The organism is Streptomyces sp. 7N604, assembly GCF_052245475.1.
In the GTDB taxonomy this organism is placed as follows: domain Bacteria; phylum Actinomycetota; class Actinomycetes; order Streptomycetales; family Streptomycetaceae; genus Streptomyces.
In genome coordinates, this window is the sequence record NZ_JBQQBX010000019.1 from 14,440 (window position 1) to 33,728 (window position 19,289).

Below are 19,289 nucleotides of genomic sequence, written 5' to 3' on the forward strand. Positions count from 1 at the left end.
ACTGAGCTAGTAGTGCTTCGTCAGGTCAGGGCTGACGCTGGTGCTCCATGGCCGTCACCCCTTGGAGGCGGCCTCCCGGATCAGCGGCTCGAACTCCCGCCGTACGTAGGCGTCGAACGGCTCCGTCAGCGCGCCGTCGATCACCCGCCGCACCCGGTGCTTTGCCGCGAACTCCTTGATCGCTGCGCGGGAATCCGGCTCCACACCCCCGCCAACGATCAGCACCCCGAACTCCTCGGTCTCCAACAGCTTTCGGGCCTCCTCGTCGGTGCTCACTCCCTCCGCGTCAAAGCCGTCCGCGCGCAGCGTCGCCAGCACCTCCGTCACCCTGGCGGGCGTTCTTCCAAGTACCAGCGTCCTCATGGCCGTTCCTCTCCGGTACATCGACATCGGCGCCCCCGAACCTAGAAGCTCAACCGGACTTGAGGTCAACCCCCACCCAGGCAGCCATGTGCAGGGTATATGTGCTGGTGGCGGGGTGGTTCGGGTGCTGGTTGATGGTGTTACGGGCACGGCCAAGCCGTGACGAGTACGAGCAGGCGGTTGTCCGTCGACTGGCGCGGGCCCGCAAGGCGCCCCCGGGATCTGGTGATGCGGACCCGGATGATCGAGCTGAGCTGGGGTGGGCAACGGGTGCCGGTCGGGGAGGAATGGCTTCCCCGGCCGTGCGGCGCGGAGCGCCGCAGCATCGCTGCGTAGCACAAGGCACTCAGGGCGGCGCCGAGTTGATCTACTCCGTTCGGGCTTAGGGTGATCTGTGTGAAGATTGTTGCGGAGGTGAAATTGTGGCTCCGATCGGCTCATGACGCCGACACGCTGGCCGCGACCCTGCGTGCCTGCAACCGGGGCGCCAACTGGGTCTCCACGGTGGCGTTTGACAAGGGCCTCAAGCGCCGCAACGAGTTGCAGGAGGAGGTGTACTACGACCTCAAAGCCACCTTCGATCTGTCGGCGCAGCCGGCGGTGCGGGTGGTGAAGAAGGTCGTGGACGCCTACGCGACCATGGCCGGGAACATCAAGGCCGGCCACCTGACCGGCAAGGCCCGGCGCAAAGCGGAGTGCAAGGCGATCGTCTTCCGCGAGGACGCCGCCCAGCCGTTCGACGACCGGTGCCTTACCTGGAACCTGGACGAGCAGACCGTCTCCATCTGGACCGTCGCGGGCCGGATCAAGGGCGTGCCGTTCGTATGCTCGCCCGGGGCACTGAAGATGCTCCAGCACCGCAAGGGTGAGTCCGACCTGATGATGCGTGACGGGACGTTCTATCTCGTCGCCACTGTCGACCTGCCCGAACCCCCAGCGTACGAGCCTGACGGCTTCCTCGGCGTGGACCTCGGCATCGTCAACATCGCCACCACCTCGGACGGAAAGATCATGTCCGGGCGGAAGGTGAACCGCTACCGGCGGCGCATGAACCGCCTGCGCCAGAAGTTGCAGGCCAAGGGCACCAAAAGCGCCAAGCGTAGACTGAAGAGCATCCGCCGCCGCGAGGCCCGGTTCGCCGCCGACACCAACCACCGCATCGCCAAGAGAATCGTCAAGACCGCTGAACGCACCTCGCGCGGGGTCGCCCTGGAAGAACTGAAGGGCATCCGGCAGAGGGTTACGGCCAGGAAGGAACAGCGGTACTGGCTGCACTCGTGGGCCTTCGCCCAGCTCGGCGCGTTCGTCGAGTACAAGGCACGGCGGGCAGGTGTGCCCGTGGTCCACGTGGACCCGCGCAACACCTCCCGCCAGTGCTGCGAGTGCTGGCACACCCACCGCACCAACCGGGTGTCCCAGGCCTGGTTCGCGTGCCGCTCCTGCGGAGCGGTCATGCACGCGGACCGCAACGGCTCCCGCAACATCGCCCACCGTGGCGAGGCTGTGTGGCAGCGGGGCGCAGTCAACCGCCCCAACACTTTCAAGGTGTAGGACGCAGGCCAGACACCACAGCCAGTGGTGGACAGGACTTACAAGCCTCGGGCCTCAGCCCCGAGGTAGTTGACGGAGAACCTTCCCAGGTGCGGGGTGACGGTCCGGTCGTCGACGTGGATCAGGTCGGCTGAGGCCGACAGGCTTCCAACGCCTCCTCACCCCGGCAACTGCCGCGCCCGTTCGACGGACGGAGCAACTCACGTATCCCGTTCCTCGGAGTCAGTACGCCTCCGCTCATCTCGCCTCGGCAGACGACGAGCGCGCAGAGGGGGGAGAGGGAAGGACGCTGCCATGGCGCTCCGTTCCCCCGTGGAAGTGATCAGCCGGATCAGGCAACCCCAGCCACGGCACATTATCCGAGGCGAGACGCACCGTGCCATCGGTTCGCCCGAGCGGGTATAGAAATCTGGCCATGTTCTCCTTGGGCTACATTGACGGGCTCGCGGACCGTCCGGCACACTCAGCTGTCATGGAGAACAAGAAGAACACGGCAAGAATCCACCGGAAGCGCCCATGAAGATCACCATTGAGGGCGCGTCGGAGGAGTTCGAGCGCAAGCTGCTCGCGCTCGTCGCCGAGCACCGCGACGAGCTGACTCTCACGGTCGGCACCGAGTGGACCGTCGACCGGGCGGAGCACTACCTGCGCTCGCTGCCCGCCGTGGCCCGCGCCTTCGCCCGGATGGTCGTCGACGCCGACGGCTCCAAGGACGCCGACGTCCTGCGCGAGGAGTTCGACCGCGGACTGCGCGGCCCGACCATCGCCCTGTCCCGCGCGGTGCCGCGCGGCGTACGCGAAGGGCACTGGCCCGACGGCACCCCGCAGCCCATCACCCCGCTCTACGACCCCGACAACCCCTCCTGGCAGCGCGCCATCCGCTACGAGATGACCAGCGAGAACGTGGCCGTCTTCCGGGAGGCCTTCGCCCGCATCGACAACTCCGGCCGGAAGGAGCCGACTTGACCCCCCTGAGCCCGTTAGAGGCCGCCCGGGCCGCCGCCGCGGCGACGCCTGACCCGGCGCCCGGCAGCTGGGCGGCGCACCTGCACGCCGCGCTCGCCGAGGTCGCCCGGCTGACCGAGCTGCTCGCCCTGCACCGCGCCCCGCTGCCAGGGGGCACCTCGCCCCGGCCGGAGCCGGACCCGACGTACGCGCGGATGGAGCAGAAGCGTGCCGAGGCGCTAAGACCGGCTACACCGACTACGAACCCTTCGTCGGCATGGTGCTCTGCCCGGCCCGGGAGAAGTGCACGGCGGGCCTACTGGCCGTCTTCCGGCCGCTGATGGACGGGCGGCTGCCCATGCACCGCCACGAGACGTTCGGTACCCCCTGCCCGGGCGCGCACAAGAAACCGACCACCCCGCCACTGAAGCTGCGCCTGGCGCCCCCGGCAGCCGAGGAACACGCCCCGGAGGACCCGGCCGAGCGCGGTGAACGGACCGCCGCAGCCGAGAAGATGACTGGTGGTGAGCAGACATGACGATGCTCCCCACGCCGCCGTGCCCGAACTGCGCGCACCCCACGGAGCCGTTCGAGGTCGAGGGCGAGGGCATCTGGCGCTGCCCGAAGTGCCACCGTCGCACCTACGGCACCGGCGACGCCGATGACGCCCAGCTCCCCTCCTACAGTGAGGTCGACGAGGACGGCGCCACGATCATCTTCCACGGCACCGGAGACATCGACATCGAGGCGACCGCCGAACTGGCCGCCCAGGACGGCCCCGACGACGAGGACAACCGCGACGCGGCACACGCCGACTGCAGCGAGCCCCACCGCTCCGCCGACGGGTACGTCGACTGCGACGGGAGGCCGCTGTGAACGGACGCTGCCCGCAGTGCACGGACACCCACAACGTCCGCGTTCGCCGCGGTGAAAAGATCAGCAAATACCAGTGCCCGACGTGCCGTGTCCCCCTCCAGGGAGTGGCGGCCGGCCGGGGCCGGGGCCGGTACCGCTGCCCCATCGAGGGGCGCGTCGTCACCCTCGGCCAGACCGGTGTCCAGCTCGATCGCCCGATGCGCCTGGTGTGGCAGTCCGGCGGGTTCGGCCGGTGGCACCTCACCGAACCCGGCGAGTTCGACGCCCGGCGCCTGGAGCGCGTCGCCGGGCGCGTCCTGGGCCCCGGATGCGTCGTCTCGGACTACTACGCCCCGGACCGTGCCCGGCCAGCGGGCTGGGACAAGGCCGCCGGTCTGCGCCTGGTCGACGCCACCGAGCCGGGCGACCGGACCGACTGGCTGGTCAACGAGCCGTTGGTCTACCGCAGGTGCGTGGCCTGCGACGGCCGCGTCCCCGACCTGCCCGAGCACCACGTGCCGACCGAGTGGACACCGCGGCGGACCGAGGCGATGCGTGGCCGCAGCCGCCACACCCGCACCTGGGTGCCCGTCGACCAAGGGCCCCACCCCGCCGACAGCCTCGCCTGCCCCGACTGCGACCCGCGCCGCACCTGACCCGCTCGGAGGACACCGTTGGACGAGACACCGCTCGACCTGCCGCCCGGCACGCTCGTGGTCGCCATCGGCCCCGGCGGGGCGGGTAAGTCCACCTTCGCCGCCAGCGTCTCCGTGGACGCGGTGGTCTGCCTCGACGCTCTGCGCCGTGAAATCAGCGGCAACGCAGGCAGCCAGAGCGTGACCCCGGCCGCCGTCGCCCGGCAGAACGAGCTGCTGGCGGAGCACCTGGGCGCCGGACGTACCGTGCTGGTCGACTCCACGAACGTGGAGGGCCGGGTCAGACACGGCCTGCTGGAGCACGCCCGCCAGCACCGCCGCGCTTCCTCACCAGCCTGGAGACCTGCCGGGCGCGCAACCGGCTGCGGCTACGCAACCGGCGTGTCCCGGACGACACGCTGCTCTGGCAGTACACCCTCGCGCAGGCCGCCACGGCGCAGGTCCTGCGCGCGGAGGGCTTCGCCGCGGTGTACCAGGTCGACACCGAACCGGCCGGGCACCGCCCGGCCGCTCCCTCCTTCCACGGGTCGTGACCAGCAGACCGGGGCGGGCTGTTGCCCTGCGCCTTTATTAGTAGCTGTGCATCCAGCTGCCGTACGGGGCGGCGTCCACGACGTGATGCAGACCGATGGCGGCAGGCCCGAGGACGAGCAGAAGCATGCCCAGACGTACAAACGGCGGGCCGACGACGGTGACCGCGGTGGTCTGTCCGGTGATGGTGCGCCAGTCCCGCCAGCGCCGGATGTCGCCCGCGCTGGCCCACCAGAAGCCAGCACCGACGAAGAGCACGCTCGCACCGAAGAGCAGGCCGATACCACCGACGGCAGAGAGGAACACTTGTCGGTCGTGGTGGTCGGCGATGCCGCGGCTGCCTCCGATAGAACCGGACCGTTCCATGAGGACAGCAGGGCGGGTTCGTGTTCCTGTCCGAGGTGAGGGACTGGGCGCCGGGCATCGCCCGCAGCACATCGAGGCGGCCCGCCTCGCCGACGACGTTGTCCAGGAACTGCTGTTGTGCCTGGCAAGTCGACGTCTTGCGGTCACCGCCCTCTCCGACGGCTTCGACCCGACTGCCGACTCATTCGCCCCGGATGAGCTTGGGGGTGTCCAGTCGCGGACGTTGTTGGCTGCTGGAGTACCGAAGGTAGAGAGGCGGGGTCAGTACCAGTCTTGCGATGCTCCCAGAGGCAATCAAATTCCCGCTCAAACCAAAGGGCGAGCCACGCTCCTTGCTCGGTACGCGCGTCAGCCGCAACGAGGGCATTGTCGTGACCCCATGTCAGGACCTGCCGTGGGTCATCAACGTCAAGATCGTTGTCGTCGCGGTAGGTGTACCAGCCGAGAGTTACTCGCTCGCCAAATCTGCGCCCCCGGAGTGAGGGTGGCGTTGAGTAAAAGCGGACATCAAGAAGGTTGCGGCAACTTGCGAACTCGACATCGAAGATGTCGTCCAATGTCGCCTGGATACGCCGCCTCTGAAAGCCATCCTGAATACTGAGGGGATGGGCCACGAGGAGCCTGGTGTGACAGCCTACGTCACGAAGCGCAAGCAGGATGCTTTTTGCAGTGAAGCAGCTGTATTCGAGGAGCCGGGCAGCGTCAGGCTTAGCGGTGTGCACGTACTCGATCAACTCTCGATCGAGCTCTGGGCATGGTTTGAAGGCGGTTACTTCCGGCTCGGCTGGAAGCTTGTGATTGGCAGGGCAAATCTCCCTGGCGATGCGCTCCAGCAGACGTTTCTGAGGTGTGCGCCGGAACGTCTCCCACGTTTTGCGATAAGCCGCCCCTGCCTCTCGCTGGCGGACTTGCCAGGGTGCCCCGTTAGTCGACTCTGTCATGCCAAGCAGGGCCTTGGCTGCTCCGATGTCATCGGCGCCGAGTCGCTCCACGGCAGCCTCGACTATCGCGTTGATCGCCTCATACTGCGCAAGAGGATCGGTTCCCGCTGCCTGCACTGACGGTAGCTCTCGCAGTCCTGGAGCTTCTCGTATCAGGCTGTAGACGCCCGTTTCTGGGACTGCAACAGAACGGGCGCGGGCGACCTTCTTGATCTCTTCGGTAAGGGCCATAATCACGCCTCTTACTCGTGGACCCTTCAACCATTTCAGCAACGGCATCAAGCCGGACATGCTTCTCAACTATGGTATCGGTGATCTTGGAGGTGCGCGAAGGAGGAGTGGTTAACCAAACTCCTCCCATGACTTCCGCGGACCGACTCATCGATACGCACACGATGAATGGTTTCCTTGCAGATCCAACCCCCGGATTCCAAGGAGGAAGACATGACCACCATCAATCTCAAGAATTCGCACGAAGAGGCCGACGTTATGCAGGCCGCCGGCCACGCCGCAGGAAGGAAGGTGATCACGATCGTCGGCGGCGGGCCCGTCGGCCTCTTCCTGGCCATCCTGCTCGCGCGCCGCGGACACCGCGTGGAGCTCTTCGAAGCGCGGCCGGATCCTCGCTACGCGGGGGCTCAGCGCGGTAAGTCGATCAACCTCACGATCTCGGAGCGTGGGCAAGCCGCGCTGCGTGTTCTCGGCCTGGAAGCACAGGTACTGGAGGAGCTGTGCACACCACTGCACGAGCGCGTCGTGCACACAGCCCGCCGCACCAGCCGGCTGGTCTACGGCCGCCCCCTGCAGGCCGTGTCCCGGACCGCTCTGACGAGGTACCTCGTCGACGCGGCCAGCCAGGAGCCCAACCTCCGCCTGCGCTTCGGGCACCGCTGCACGAAGCTGGACCCGGCCGTCGCGACCATCACCGTCGTTGATCCGCAGACAGGGCAGCATCGCCAGGTCCAATCCGATCTCGTCGTCGGCGCCGACGGGGCTGCCTCGATCGTCCGACGACAGATGCACCGGAGTCAGCTCGCCGACTTCAGCGTTGACTACCTTCCGTGGCGCTATACGGAGCTCACCGTCACTGCCGAGGCTGCTGAGTCGGGAGTCCTGGCGCGCCATGCGTTTCATGCCTGGCCGGGAGGCAAGTTCCTGATGTTCGCCATCCCCAACAGGGACGGCTCGTTCAACGCGGTGATCGTGTTGCCAGTCTCGGGCGAGGACAGCTTCGAGAGTCTGACCACGTCAGCCGCCGTGACCGACTTCTTCAATCGGCACTTCAACGACGTCGTGCCGTACATGCCAAACCTGGCCGAGCAGTTTCTGCACGGCTCGCCGTCCGGGTTCCCCACTGTCAAGACCTCGTCCTGGCGGTTCGCCGACAAGGTCGTGATCGTCGGGGATGCGGCTGCTGCCGTTGTGCCGTTCTACGGACAGGGTATGAACGCGGGTCTCGAAGGTTCCCTCGTCCTCGACGAATGCCTTGCTGCGCATCCCGAAGACTGGGGCATGGCGCTCGCGACCTACCAGGAGCGCCGCAAGCCCCACCGGGACGTGCTGGCGGACCTCTCCCAGAAGAATTTCGACATGCTCCGGGAGGGCACGCGCCGCCCCCACGTGCTCGCTCGCCGGGAGGTGACCGAGCTCCTCCACCGGCTCCTCGGCGATCGCGCCATGTCGCTCTCCTACGCAGTGCAGCACACGACCATCCCGTACGAGGACTGCAAGTACAGGGCCGAGCGCATTCAGCTCCTGGCGCGACTTGCCGGACTGGACCTCGTCGTGGGGCTGTTGGCGCTGCGGCACACCATCAGCGGCTGGCTGCAGCGAGGACGGGCTAGGCGCAAGGTGAGCGCCCCCTCGGAACGCAACGCGGTGGCTACGCCCCGTACCTCCCCGTAACCCAGCGCGATGCGCCGCCCGATCCCTCGCGGGCGGTTGCGGCTGCAAGAGCTAAACGATCCAGGACCTGAACCCGTGCGCACTGCCACTTCAGACAGGCAGCAGGCGCACGGGTTCCGAGCGGATTAGCTCCAGGATTCTGCGAACTCGCGCGCTTCGGCCTTCGACGCCCTCGGACTCCAGCGCGCCCGCGTCCGCGCCGTCGCCCTCCGAGCCGAGCGCCTTACCCCCGCCGAGGCGGCCGCTCAGCAGCTCACCCTGGACCGGGCGCGCGAGAACCGCCTCCAGGTCGAACCCGCCATCGACCGCGCCAACCGCCGGTTCGGCCCCGGCGCCGTCGGCCCCGCGAGCCTCGCACCCCGCCGCCAAGCCAGGTGAGGGCCACGCTCCGCCCCGCGCCAACGAGAGAGCCAACGTTCCAAAAATGCGCATAGCATGACAGAAATGGATGAAAGGTGCTGTCATGCCGCGATCGTTGTGGAAGGGCGCGATCAGCTTCGGCCTGGTAACGATCCCCATCCAGGTCGTCGGCGCCACCGAGTCGCACGACATCACCTTGCACCGCGTCCACAAGGCGGACAACGGACGCGTACGCAACCGCAGGGTCTGCGAGCTCGACGGGCAAGAAATTCCTCTGGAGGACATCGTCAGTGCCTACCCCGTCGGCCGCGATCAGGTCGTGCCGCTGACTGACGAGGACTTCGACCAGCTGCCCATCCCTACCGCCAAGACCTTCGAGATCATCGCGTTCATGTCCGCCGAGACCATCGACCCGCTGCAGCTCGACAAGGCCTACTATCTCGTAGCCGACGGTACGGCCGCGGCGAAGCCGTATGTGCTGCTGCGGGACGCGCTCGAGCGGTCGGGCAAGGTCGCGGTCGGCAAGGTCGCCCTCCGCGGCCGCGAGTCCCTGGCCGCGATCCGCATCCACCAGGGCGCGCTGACGATGCACACCATGCTCTGGCCGGACGAGATCCGCCCCCACGAGGGCATGGCCCCCGAGCAGGACGTCAAGCTCAGCAACCAGGAGCTGCAGGCCGCTCTGGCTCTCATGGACACCATGGACGAGGTGCCCGAGGACGCGCTGCACGATGAGTACACGCGGGCCCTCGAGGAGGTCGTGACGGCGAAGTTGGAACACCGGCCGGTGCCTAAGGCGGAGGAACCGGCCGAGAAGGCTCCGCGGGTTGTCGACCTCATGGCGGCTCTGGAGAAGTCCGTGAGCGAGCAACGGGCGGCACGGGGCGGGCAGCCGAAGGAGACCGGCGCGAAGAAGTCGGCGGCCAAGAAGGTGGCCAAGAAGTCGTCGTCCAAGTCCAGGAAGCGGGCCTGACCGCTCGCCGGATCAAGGGTCGAGGAGTCAAAACTGGAGGCCTAGACGGGAGCGAGGACCGCGCGAAAGCCTGCCAGTACGGCGGGGTAGTGGCCCCTTTGGGGCCTGCTCTTTGTCCAGCTTGGTGGCGATATGCCCGGGCGTGGCGATGACCGCCGAAATAGGAGGGCCCGGTGGCATCCCCACCACTCCCGAAGTAGTAGTTCGTACGCCGATAGCCGTAGGGGACCAGGGGCCCGAGCACCGGGGCGGCGGCATGGGCCATGACGTGCTCGGCGAAGCGTCGGGAAACCTGCGCTGGGGCGGGCGGAGTGTCGCCGGTGATAGAAGGGCCGCAGATCAGGCAAGGATGTCGTCCCAGGTCTTGCCGTTGGGACGCCGGCCAACGCGGTGTCACCACGCACCGTCGGACCCCGGCCCTCGCCGGACCCGCAGCGGGCCAGGCGCTGGACCCTGTCGCACTGGGCGCTGGTGCCAGCGGTGGTCCACCAGGGCTGGAGACGAGACCAGGCGATCAGCCCGGCAACTTCAGGTCCGTACAGCCGTGCTGCCTCGCCGAACGTTCGGCGAACCCGCGCAAGGACGTGAGGAGAAAGCCCTTTTGCGGATAGGCGTACTCGGTCGCGCCGATACGGAAGATCGCTCGTACGGCGCCGGGACACGTGGCGCTCGCCCACGCCCCGTCGCGTGCGATACCCGCGTCCGCGTTCAGTCGATCCGGTTCATCGGTCTCTGACCGAAGGCGTTGAGCGTAGGGGCCGAACCCGGCCTCCAGCCAGTACAGAGGCTCGTCACGCGCCTTGGACTCGCCCAGCACGCACCTTTCCAGAGGGGCAGTGCCGGTCGACTTCGTCTCCTTGAGCCAGTGGATCGTCTCCTCGTGCCCGCGGAGCGGGATGCCCTGGCACGTGCCCGTGGCCCGGGCGTATGAGGAGAACTCCCCTTCTGGCGCCGGCACCGGGGGGATCCGTCCTCCCCGCCGGGCCTCGCACGACCAGCGGTCAGCCGCCTTGACCGCGGTCGCCGCAGCAAGCTCGCCCATGACACGGGCCCCGCCCGGACTCTCGTGCGACTCATCGCTGGCAATCGATACGACAACGGAGGCAGGCTTGTTGTCACACGACAGCACGACGCCGGTGTTACACATGTCCGTATAGCCGTGCCAGCCGCCACCCAGGGCCACGGGAAGGGCGTCCGCCGTGCCCGAGTCCAGCTCGTCGAACACCTCACCGGCACCCGAGTCGGATCCGTCGGCACCTTTGGGTACCAGACCGATGATCACTGTCAGGTCGGCGACCCGGCAGTAGTTGAAGCGATCGTCCCCGAAGCTACGCCGCTCGTCGTACGGCAAGCCGGCCTCCGTCTCGAGGCGGGTGAAGATGGCGGACTCGTCATGGGGGGATCAAGCCGTCGCAGTATGTCGCCAGCTTGTCCTCGTAGCGCCAGCCCTTGCCAGTGTCGCTCAGCCGGTACCAGCTGTAGCCCGCGACGACGATGAGTACCAGCGGCATGACGACATACAACGCCGCCCGGCGTAGGACCTTCACCTGTCTACGCACGTAAGGACTGCCGGTCAACGTCATTGCGGCACAGACCACTGGAGGGGCTCTTTGTAGAAGCCGGCCGAGTAGGTGACATGGGTGACCTTAGAGCCGGAGGGCATCAGGTAGGCCGCGCACGCGGTGCGGCTATCGCCCTGCTTCCAGGTCGCCTCGAGGTCCTCGCTGACGCAGTCTTTGGGCCTACTGCTCAGATCACCGATGAGGATCAGGGGCGAGGCCTGGACACCCGCCCCGGCTTGGGCCCCGACGTCGGTCATCACCATGGGGCCCTTGACCGCATCGCCGTCGACGAGCTTGGCATTCACGTAGACCCAGACGACCTTCTTGCCCGCGTACTTGTCATCATCACCGAGCTCACGCAGGTCTTCCTGCTCACCCTCGACGACCTTCACGGGCGTGATGATGAACTTCCCGGTTTTGCTGTACCGCGAAATCTCCTGCTCCTCTGGACTGGGCTGGCCAAGCCGGAGCGGCTTCCCGGATGCCGGGGCGGTCGTGTTGGAGGAGCCGCCGGAGCCGGCACTGCTGCACGCGCCGGTGAGGCTGCCGAGCAAGGCTGCGGCTATGAGGGCTGTGAGGCCGAGGCGCCGTCGGCGCTGAAGGCTGTCCTGAGTTGTCATCGTCTTCCTGCCATGTGCGCGGCGCCAGTCGGGGTAACGGATCGAGGGATCAGCGGCCCATCCTGCACCGGCCTGTCCAGCCGGTCGAGCGGTCTTGACGTCCCTCCCGCCGGGCGGGAGCTGCACCTTCTGTATCCCCGCATGCGTTCCGCCCTGCGGGCGCGACCGCGCCGCCGGGGAGCGAGTGCACCTCCTGCTCCGGCGACGGGTGGCTATGTACGGGCTCGCGGTCAAAACCACCCCGCACGGCGCGCGGTGGGGCTATCAGGGGCGTGGACCTGGTGGCGCGGGGGGTGGGGGCACGTGCTGCTGTTGCGGGGACGATGGCGCGCGGATCTCCTGCGCGCGCAACGTGCGGCCGACCAGGCTGGGCCCTGACTCCGATGCCCTGGTTTCAGTGATCGGCTGGTGCCCGGACATCGAGGCCAATCCGAGCAACCGTCTGCCGGACGGAGTCCGCGCCCTCTTCGGTGAACCGGCCAGTGTCAGGAGTCCACAACCCCCAATGATCACGCCGTGGTTGTACCCATTGATGGCCGGGCCGACCGCAAGATCGCGAAACCAGACTGGAGTACTAGGTTGATTCCATGGGACTCTTCGACAAGCTGACCGGAACCCAACGCCCCGCCGACGGTGTCGCGCCAGGCTCAGCCGAGGAGGTGCGGACCGCCCTGCTCAGCCTCAACCGGCCCGATGTGCCGTACGTCATCCGCGACGGCGCCGCGGATGACGCCGACCTTATGGCGGAGTGGCGGATGGCGGAGCCCGCCTGGCAGACCTTGTTCATCGAGTCCCAGCTGACTCGCGCTGTCCGGATTCGGATGCGCCTGGTCCAGGAGGACTATGAGGTCCGCGCCCTCGAGGAGCAGTTGGAGGTCACCCGAGTCGGGAATCCGCCGAGGCTTCAGATTTCGTCGGAGTACTCGCGCGGGCCGGACAGGACCGTCTCCCGCCACTGGACGATCGAACGCGGGGACAGCGGCCGCCTCGAAGCAACGGAGACTTTCCGCTTCGACGGCGCGGAGCTGCGAAGCCCCCTGCGGAAAGCGGTCCTCAAGGCGGGCTGGACATGGCGCGGAGTGGTCTTCGGCAAGCTGTGAGGCTGGCCATCCTCCCTGACTCGCCGCCTCGGCGTAAGGATGGGACTCATCGACCGGCTGACCGGCACAGGGGGTGGGCCGCGCCATCGACATGGGCGTGGGGCGCCTTCGTGCTCTGTTGGAGTGCGACTCCAACTGGTCCCACTCTATGAAGATCCAGAACGGTGAGGGGTCGGAACGCTTCGTAACGATCTTCACGAAATGGGGCCACATGTAGTCGCCTCGGTGGAGCCGCTGCAAGACGCCGAAGTCACGAATCGGCTTTCCCTGCCCTGCGTCGCAGGAGTCCGTTTCCTCTCTGCCCTGAAGTTGTCAACGGGGCGGAGTAACCACGGAGGAGATCAGATGACGAGCTCCTGCGCCTCTCCCCGCGGTGCCGTCCCACCACAGCGAGCGCCAGGGAGGGTACGGGGGTTCAAGGACATGCCGGCACGACCAGTTACGTTCGCATCCGAGCGGCCGCTCGGTTCACCCTCGACTGGAGGTGGGCCCAGCCGCGGTACACACCAGCGAAGTGCGCCAGGACGACGATACGGCCAGGCAACCGCATCGCGTGACGCGGATGTCAGGAACGCAGCGAGGCCCGGGCGCGCGAGCGTTTCGCCGCGAGGGCTGCGCGGTAGGCGGTGGCCGGGTCGGTGGCGGGTGCGGCGAGGCATTCCCAGTCCTGCTCACTGGCGCTGAAGGGGTACCAGCGCGCGTCGGGGCCGAAGCGGAGCGCGATGCCCAGAGCGGGGTCGGTGATCTGGTTGCCGCGGGCGGCCAGGGGGATGCGGGAGGCGGGCCGCAGCGGGGTGATGGCCTTGACGGCGGCGTTCAGGACGTCGGCCGGGGCTGGCTGTGGGTGCAGGGCGGTGTGCACGGCGGGCGTGCCGCCGTAGCTGTGCGCGGTCAGCAGGCTGCGCAGGACGGGCGGTTCGAGACCGAGCCGGTAGGCGGTGTCGTCGGTTCGCCGGCCTGGCGGGAGGTTGGCGGTGTGGCGGACGGCGTCGGTGACGGGGTCGCTCTCCAGCGAAGTGCCGTCGGCCAAGAGGGCGGCGGCCTGGCGTGCGGCCTCGGCGGTGAGGCGGCGGAGCTGGTCCAGGCTGGGGGCTTGCGGGGGCGGTGGGGCAAGGTCGGGGTGGTGGAGGAGTGGCTGGGCACTCTCGCCGTCGGCGATGGTGGGCCCTTTGGGCATAGAGGCGGGTTGGGCCTGGTAGGCCTGATGGGCGCTGAGGTACGCCCTGCTGGGGGCAGCGGCGGGGGTGTCCTTCACCGGGGCGGAGGAGGCCGGGGACGGGGTGGAGCGGGGGGCGGGGCGGCGCAGTCGTGTGGCCAGGCGGTTGCTCGGCAGGCCGCGCAGGGTGAGCCAGGCCGCGGGGTGGGCGCGCAGGTGCTGGGCGAGCGCGTGGCCGAGGGCGGCAGTGTGCTGGCAGGGGGCCTGGCGGCAGGCGCAGGTGAAGGAGATCTGCTCGGGCGCGGGGGCCAGGGTGACGTCCCCGGTGGCCTCGGGGCGCAGGAGAGCGGGCGGGAGATTGCCGCCCAGGACGGCGTCGCGGTGGCGGCTGGCTGCAAGTGCGTCGGTGAGGGTGTCCTGCTCGGCCTCGGAGAGCGCGATGATGTGGATGACGGCCTGGCAGGGTTCACCGTGGCGGGGGGTGACGAGGGCACTGGCCTGCCCCTGGGTCACGTCCAAGGGGCCGAGGTCGCCGGAGAGGTGGACGGCGTAGCCCTGGAGCAGGACGGTGTGGCTGGAGGTGGCCTGCTTGTGCGCGTGTTCGAAGGTATCGGCCCACGCGGCGGGCGAGTTGGCGGCGGTCATGCGCGGCCTCCCAGCGTGATGAGGTCGGCGAGCTCGCCGTCGGTCAGCTCGGTCAGTGCGGTCTCCCCGCCGGACAGGACCGCATCTGCCAGCGCTCGCTTGTGTTCCAGGAGCGCGTCGATCCGGTCCTCGATGGAGAATTCACTGGTCAGGTAGTGGACTTGGAGGCTCTTGGTCTGGCCGATGCGGTGTGCGCGGTCGACGGCCTGTGTCTCGACGGCGGGGTTCCAGGGGCGGTCGAACAGCACGACGTGCGCGGCCTCGGTGAGGCTCAGGCCGGTGCCGGCGGCCTTGATGGTGAGGACCATGAGGGGGCTGTGGCGGGTCTGGAAGGCGTCGACGAGCTGTTGCCGGGCCCGGCCTGGGGGGATGCGGCCGTGGAAGAAGAGCGGCTCGGTGATGCCGCGCGCCTTCAGGTGGGTGACCAGCAGTCGGCCCATGGCCGCGAAGTTGGTGAACACTAGGGCCGACTCGGACGTCTCCTGGATCTGGGCGATCAGCTCGTCGAGGGCGGCGAGCTTGCCCGACCGCGCCGCGGCGGCATCCGGGTCGTAGCCCTCCAGGGAGGGGGTCTCGCGCAGGTAGTGGGCGGGGGTGTTGCAGATCTGCCGCAGCTGCCGCAGCAGGGTCAGCACGAGTCCGCGGCGCTGGATGGAGTCGCTGGCGCGGATCTGCTCCATCGCCTCGCGCGCCACCGCCTCGTACAGGGTGACCTGTTCGCCGCTGAGCCGGACATAGCGGTGGTTGGTGACCTTGTCGGGCAGTTCCTTGAGGATGTGGGCGTCGCTCTTGCGGCGGCGCAGCATGAACGGGCCCAGGAGGCGGGCCAGGCGCGCAGTGGCCGGGGAGTGGGCGGGGTCGTGCTCGACGGGCACGCCGTAGCGTTCGTTGAAGGCGCGGAGGGTGCCGAACAGGCCCGGGTTGAGCCAGTCCATGAGCGCCCAGAGGTCCTCGAGCCGGTTCTCCAGCGGGGTGCCGGTCAATGCGACGCGCGCGCTGCAGACCAGGCGCCTTAGGGTGCGGGCGGTCGCCGACAGGTGGTTCTTGACGTGCTGCGCCTCGTCGGCGATGACGAGGTCGAAGGACTGGGCCGCCAGGATGTCGCCGTCACGCAGCAGCGTCCCATACGTGGTGATCAGAACCGTGTCGCTGGTGATGTCGTCCAGTGTGCGGTCGGTGCCGTGGTAGCGGCGGACGGAGGTGGTGGGCGCGAAGCGGCCGATCTCGCGTTCCCAGCCGGTGAGCATGGAGGCAGGGCAGATGATCAGCGTGGGCGCGGTGCGGGGGGTGGTTTCGCGGCGGTGCAGGTGCAGGGCGAGAGCGGCCAGAGACTTGCCCGTGCCCATGTCGTCGGCGTACAGGGCGCCGAAGCCCATCCGGGTGGTGTTCGCCAGCCAGGCCAGCCCGCGGACTTGGTAGTCGCGCAGCTCGGCGCGCAGCGCGGCGGGGATGGCGACGGGCTGGTGCGTGCCCGCCCGCAGGAACTCCACCAGGTCGGCCAGGGCGTCGGCCGGCTCGCAACTGTGCAGTACTCCGTCGATGGAGATGCTGCCACTCAGGGCAGCGGTGAGCGCGTCCGCGGCCGGCAGCGGGTCGAGTTGGCGGTGGGCGGCGCGTTGCGCGGTCTGCTCGGTGATCAACAGCCAGCGCTGGCGGACCTGGACCAGGGCGTGCCCGCTGCCCGCGATGGCGTCCATCTCGGTGTCGGTGAGGTTCTCGCCGTCGACGGTCAGCTGCCAGCGGAAGTCCAGGACGTTGTCCAGGGCGAAGCGGTGCGGCGCACTCCCACGATCCGGCGTCGAAGGTGTCGAGCGGGAGCCGACCACGGTGCGCACCCCGAGCGCCTGCGGCCACCGGTTGGGCCAGGAGATCTCGATGCCCAGGCGGGCGAGTTCGGCGCCCATCTCGCCCAGCAGCAGCGCGGCCTCGACCGCACGGATGGTGCACCGGCCGGGGCGGTCACTCTCCAGCAGGCGCTGCAGCGGCGGCCAGGCCCGCGCGCCGGTACGCAGCCGACGGCGGACCTGCCCCAGCAGGTGGGGGTCGGCTCCGGACTCGGGCAGCGCGACCGAGGCGTCCAGCACGCGTGCCTGGCCGTCGGTGCCGCTGGTCTTGATCCGCAGGACGGCCCACAGCAGCTCGGTGTCGGCGGGACTGTTCGCGGGCGGCGGCTTGATGCTCAGCACCAGCGAGGGGGCGTGGGGGTCGGCGAGCTGCTCGACGCTCTCGCCCCAGTCCCGCAGCTGCGTGCCCTGGGGCCGGGGCGCGGGGCTGGTGTAGGGGCCGGGGCCGTGGACGGCCGCAGCGCCGGGGGAGCGCACCAGCGCGTCGGCCAGCGCGTCGAAGACCCGGCGCAGCACCACCTGCGGCGCCCACAGCCGGTACGGGGGCTTCGTGGCCGGCAGTGGCAGACAGTGGGCGTGCGCCGGCATCGAGCGGGCCAGCTGCCGGGCACGATCACGCTGGCCCGACGTCAGCGGGCCCAGCCGCCACACGTCGTGGCCGTCCTGGTCCACGCCCGGATACACCTGCTCGCCCGCGATCGCTTCCAGGCCCAGCCGCAGCACCTGCCACCACACCGTCGCGGTGGGGTGCACCCGCTGACCGGCATGGTTCAGGGCGGCCAGCGCGTTGACGAGCACTCGCCAGGGCACCTGCCAGACCTCGACTGGCATCCGGCGCACCGCAACTCCCATGCCGGGCAGGATGAGTTCGACCGTGCCCGACAGCGCCGTGTGGCACGGTTCGGGGAGCGGCTCCCCGTCCGGTCGGTACAGCAGCATGCGGGTGCCGTGCTCGATGTCCGCGGTCAGCGCCGCGCCCTCGCCCAGCAGCCGCACCACGGCTCGGGTCGTCTCGGCCGCCTCCGGGCCGGACAGGACGGGCCAGGCGGCAAGCGCGTGGGCGGGTTCGGGGCGGCCGTGGGCGCCGTCCGCCGCAGCGCCGTCGGGCTCGGTGGCGGTCTGCCGCTCCGGTGGGGCGGCGATCAGGGTGAGCCGGGTCAGTAGGTCGCGGCAGGAGGCTTCGCGGGCCATCTTCTTACTCCGGCCGCGCCCGGTGCCCTGGACCACCTGCCCGGCATGGCGGCAGGAGGCCGTGCACGTGAAGGACGGCTTGCCCGTCTCCTCGTACGCGAAGTCGAGGTCGGTGATGACCTCGATCTGCACCAGTTCGTGCACGGCGGAGGCCGGGTTCTTGCCCGGCTTGAGCTTCGGGATCACCGACACCGTCTGGCCCGCCGCCGGGGCAGGCGCAGTGGAGGGCGGAGAGCCGTCGGCGGCCAGCTGCTGCAGCAGCGCGCCGGCTGCTTCCTCCCGGGCGCTGTTCTTACCCACGCCCTGTCCCGTTGCCGTCCACGCGCTCCCGGCCTTGGTGCAGGACGCCACGCACGTGAACAAGGGCTGCTTGCCGCTCACGGTGCTCGTGACGTGGAAGTCGAGGTCGGTGATGACCTCGATCTGTGCCAGTTCGTGCAGCGCGCTGACGGGGTTCTTGCCCGGCTGCAGCCCAAGCACCGGCGGCTCCCCGACCACCGGCTCGAGCTCAGGCGCCTCGAGGCCGGTGATCCTTTCCAGCATGCCCAGGGCCGCACCGTCGCGGGCCTGGTTCTTGGTCCGCCTCACCTCGCAGTCCACGGCCAGCAGGCCGTCGCCGGGATCGTAGGAGCTGGTGCACGTGAAGCGCGGCGGCGAGAACTCGCCCACCGTCCGGTACATGTACTGGGGTTGGGGCTGTTTCGCGGCCGCCGCATGCAGGGCGAGCACACTGGGCGCCACCCCGCGCAGCGCCGCGGCCTCGATCGCGGCCTGCCGGGCCGGAGCCCACTGCTCGGCCCGGGCCTCGAACAGCACCACGTAAACGTCCCGCGGCTGCAGTGTTCCGGCCCTGGCCCGCGCCGCTACCTCCGTCACCACCGCGGGAGCTGTCACCGGGTGCGCGCACATCTGCCTGAGCTGTTCGTGGAAGGCAGACGAGGCCGTCTCCCCGGCGCCTACGCGCTGTGCAGGCATCCCGGGAGTACCGGTGACCGGTTCCCAGCCCGCGTCAACCACGGGCACCTGGGGCACCGGCTGTACCCCGCTGAGATGCCCCAACAGGCTGAGTGCGGCCAGGTGCAGGACCGTCTTGCTCTGATCAGCGCGCACCACCACGCCATGCACGAGCCTCCCGGAGCTGCGCCAGCACGCCTGCCCCTCGTGGCCCACCTCACGGCGCTCGGTCCGCATCAACAGCGCCCCGCCGCCGCTGGCCTGGTCGTGCGAGGTCAACACCGCAGTCGCGTCCTGCGGCCGCCGCACTATCGCATCCCACACGGCGTGCCGGGCGTTCTCCGCAGCCGCATCGCCGACCGCCTCCAGGAGAATCAGCCGCACGTCGCGTGTGGTCAGCCGCCCGCCCGCAGCCCGCCGCGCCGCCTCGGCACACAGCGCCGGGGTGAACAGCCGATCCGCGCAGGCTCGCACCAGCAGCCGCCGAAACCCCCGGGCATCCAGGGCCGAGAAAGAATCAGTGCCACCGGCCTGCAGCAGCTGGCGTTCCTCGTCCTGGGCGCGTCGCTTCAGCCACTCCCTCTGCGATCCGTCTCCCGCCCTTCGGCCCGCGGGAACCACATCCACGGCCTCACGCCCGGAGTCGGCCACGCTACATGCCCCTTTCTCGCCCGCCTGTACGGACTGCCTTTCCCTCGGCCTGTCACCGGCGCGGTGCGCGAGTGCGCGAGGCCCCTTGAGCCACACGATAAGTAGGGGGTGAGGTCCATC

General features: G+C 69.2%; 16 protein-coding genes and 1 pseudogene. 10 read left to right on the forward strand and 7 right to left on the reverse strand.

Annotated features, from left to right (window positions below):
• Positions 1-54 precede the first annotated feature (54 nt).
• Positions 55-363: a hypothetical protein gene (locus ACTWP8_RS21230; protein ID WP_443323731.1), complete on the reverse strand. Its 309-nt coding sequence runs from the start codon at positions 361-363 to the stop codon at positions 55-57.
• A gap of 396 nt (positions 364-759) precedes the next feature.
• Between ACTWP8_RS21230 and ACTWP8_RS21235 the strand changes: the two genes are divergently transcribed.
• From ACTWP8_RS21235 to ACTWP8_RS21260, 6 genes and pseudogenes are all read left to right on the forward strand, one after another.
• Positions 760-1,914: an RNA-guided endonuclease InsQ/TnpB family protein gene (locus ACTWP8_RS21235; protein WP_443323732.1), complete on the forward strand. Its 1,155-nt coding sequence runs from the start codon at positions 760-762 to the stop codon at positions 1,912-1,914.
• A 516-nt stretch (positions 1,915-2,430) separates the two neighbouring features.
• Positions 2,431-2,880, forward strand: a complete 450-nt coding sequence (locus ACTWP8_RS21240) for a hypothetical protein (RefSeq protein WP_443323733.1) — start codon at positions 2,431-2,433, stop codon at positions 2,878-2,880.
• Between the two features lie 256 nt (positions 2,881-3,136).
• Complete coding sequence (locus ACTWP8_RS21245) at positions 3,137-3,397, forward strand: hypothetical protein (RefSeq protein WP_443323734.1); 261 nt, start codon at positions 3,137-3,139, stop codon at positions 3,395-3,397.
• Positions 3,394-3,735 carry a hypothetical protein gene (locus tag ACTWP8_RS21250; protein ID WP_443323735.1) on the forward strand — a complete coding sequence of 114 codons (342 nt, stop codon included), beginning with the start codon at positions 3,394-3,396 and terminating at the stop codon, positions 3,733-3,735. The genes ACTWP8_RS21245 and ACTWP8_RS21250 overlap by 4 nt, the downstream gene beginning before the upstream one ends.
• 104 nt (positions 3,736-3,839) lie before the next feature.
• Entirely contained in the window at positions 3,840-4,370 is a 531-nt protein-coding gene (locus ACTWP8_RS21255) for a hypothetical protein (RefSeq protein WP_443323736.1), read from the forward strand.
• A gap of 57 nt (positions 4,371-4,427) precedes the next feature.
• Positions 4,428-4,676, forward strand: a pseudogene (locus ACTWP8_RS21260) (AAA family ATPase); the annotation flags it as partial.
• 264 nt (positions 4,677-4,940) lie between these two features.
• On the opposite strand, the gene ACTWP8_RS21265 reads toward ACTWP8_RS21260, so the two are convergent.
• Positions 4,941-5,339 (reverse strand): DUF6336 family protein, encoded by a 399-nt coding sequence (locus ACTWP8_RS21265; protein WP_443323881.1) that lies wholly within the window; start codon positions 5,337-5,339, stop codon positions 4,941-4,943.
• A 554-nt stretch (positions 5,340-5,893) separates the two neighbouring features.
• On the opposite strand from ACTWP8_RS21265, the gene ACTWP8_RS21270 reads away from it, so the two are divergent.
• Both ACTWP8_RS21270 and ACTWP8_RS21275 read left to right on the forward strand, forming a co-directional pair.
• A complete protein-coding gene (locus ACTWP8_RS21270) occupies positions 5,894-6,328 on the forward strand; it encodes a hypothetical protein (RefSeq protein ID WP_443323737.1) in 435 nt (144 codons plus the stop codon).
• Between the two features lie 324 nt (positions 6,329-6,652).
• A complete protein-coding gene (locus ACTWP8_RS21275) occupies positions 6,653-8,113 on the forward strand; it encodes an FAD-dependent oxidoreductase (protein ID WP_443323738.1) in 1,461 nt (486 codons plus the stop codon).
• Between the two features lie 90 nt (positions 8,114-8,203).
• Here the strand turns inward: ACTWP8_RS21275 and ACTWP8_RS21280 are convergent, their stop codons facing one another.
• Complete coding sequence (locus ACTWP8_RS21280; protein WP_443323739.1) at positions 8,204-8,482, reverse strand: hypothetical protein; 279 nt, start codon at positions 8,480-8,482, stop codon at positions 8,204-8,206.
• A gap of 94 nt (positions 8,483-8,576) precedes the next feature.
• Between ACTWP8_RS21280 and ku the strand changes: the two genes are divergently transcribed.
• Complete coding sequence (gene ku, locus ACTWP8_RS21285; protein ID WP_443323740.1) at positions 8,577-9,446, forward strand: non-homologous end joining protein Ku; 870 nt, start codon at positions 8,577-8,579, stop codon at positions 9,444-9,446.
• A gap of 514 nt (positions 9,447-9,960) precedes the next feature.
• On the opposite strand, the gene ACTWP8_RS21290 is transcribed toward ku, so the two are convergent.
• On the reverse strand, positions 9,961-10,797 hold the full coding sequence (locus ACTWP8_RS21290) for a hypothetical protein (RefSeq protein WP_443323741.1): 837 nt from the start codon (positions 10,795-10,797) through the stop codon (positions 9,961-9,963).
• Between the two features lie 228 nt (positions 10,798-11,025).
• A complete protein-coding gene (locus ACTWP8_RS21295; RefSeq protein WP_443323742.1) occupies positions 11,026-11,562 on the reverse strand; it encodes a hypothetical protein in 537 nt (178 codons plus the stop codon).
• A gap of 653 nt (positions 11,563-12,215) precedes the next feature.
• Between ACTWP8_RS21295 and ACTWP8_RS21300 the strand changes: the two genes are divergently transcribed.
• Positions 12,216-12,728 carry a hypothetical protein gene (locus ACTWP8_RS21300; RefSeq protein WP_443323743.1) on the forward strand — a complete coding sequence of 171 codons (513 nt, stop codon included), beginning with the start codon at positions 12,216-12,218 and terminating at the stop codon, positions 12,726-12,728.
• A gap of 565 nt (positions 12,729-13,293) precedes the next feature.
• Here the strand turns inward: ACTWP8_RS21300 and ACTWP8_RS21305 are convergent.
• Positions 13,294-14,529 carry a hypothetical protein gene (locus ACTWP8_RS21305; protein ID WP_443323744.1) on the reverse strand — a complete coding sequence of 412 codons (1,236 nt, stop codon included), beginning with the start codon at positions 14,527-14,529 and terminating at the stop codon, positions 13,294-13,296.
• A complete protein-coding gene (locus ACTWP8_RS21310) occupies positions 14,526-19,169 on the reverse strand; it encodes an SNF2-related protein (protein WP_443323745.1) in 4,644 nt (1,547 codons plus the stop codon). The genes ACTWP8_RS21305 and ACTWP8_RS21310 overlap by 4 nt, the downstream gene beginning before the upstream one ends.
• Between the last annotated feature and the right edge of the window lie 120 nt (positions 19,170-19,289).